Source organism: Idiomarina sp. UBA4520, from assembly GCF_002388365.1.
GTDB lineage: Bacteria > Pseudomonadota > Gammaproteobacteria > Enterobacterales > Alteromonadaceae > Idiomarina > Idiomarina zobellii.
Genome location: NZ_DGMK01000014.1, coordinates 1 through 203, shown reverse-complemented (window position 1 = coordinate 203; position 203 = coordinate 1). Strand labels below are relative to the sequence as shown.

The following is a 203-nucleotide window of genomic DNA, read 5'->3' as shown; positions in this document are numbered from 1 at the left end:
TTCCCGGGCGACGACCTGCCGGTTATTCAGGGCTCAGCACTGAAAGCGCTGGAAGGCGACGAAGAGTGGGCGAAGAAAATTGTTGAGCTAGCAGATGCGCTTGACCAATACATCCCAGAGCCAGAGCGTGACATCGATAAGCCATTCATCATGCCAATCGAAGATGTATTCTCGATTTCAGGTCGTGGTACCGTTGTTACCGG

1 pseudogene is annotated in these 203 nt (G+C 52.7%); it reads left to right on the top strand.

The window, feature by feature from the left end:
- Positions 1–203, top strand: a pseudogene (gene tuf / locus B3850_RS05740) (elongation factor Tu); the annotation flags it as partial.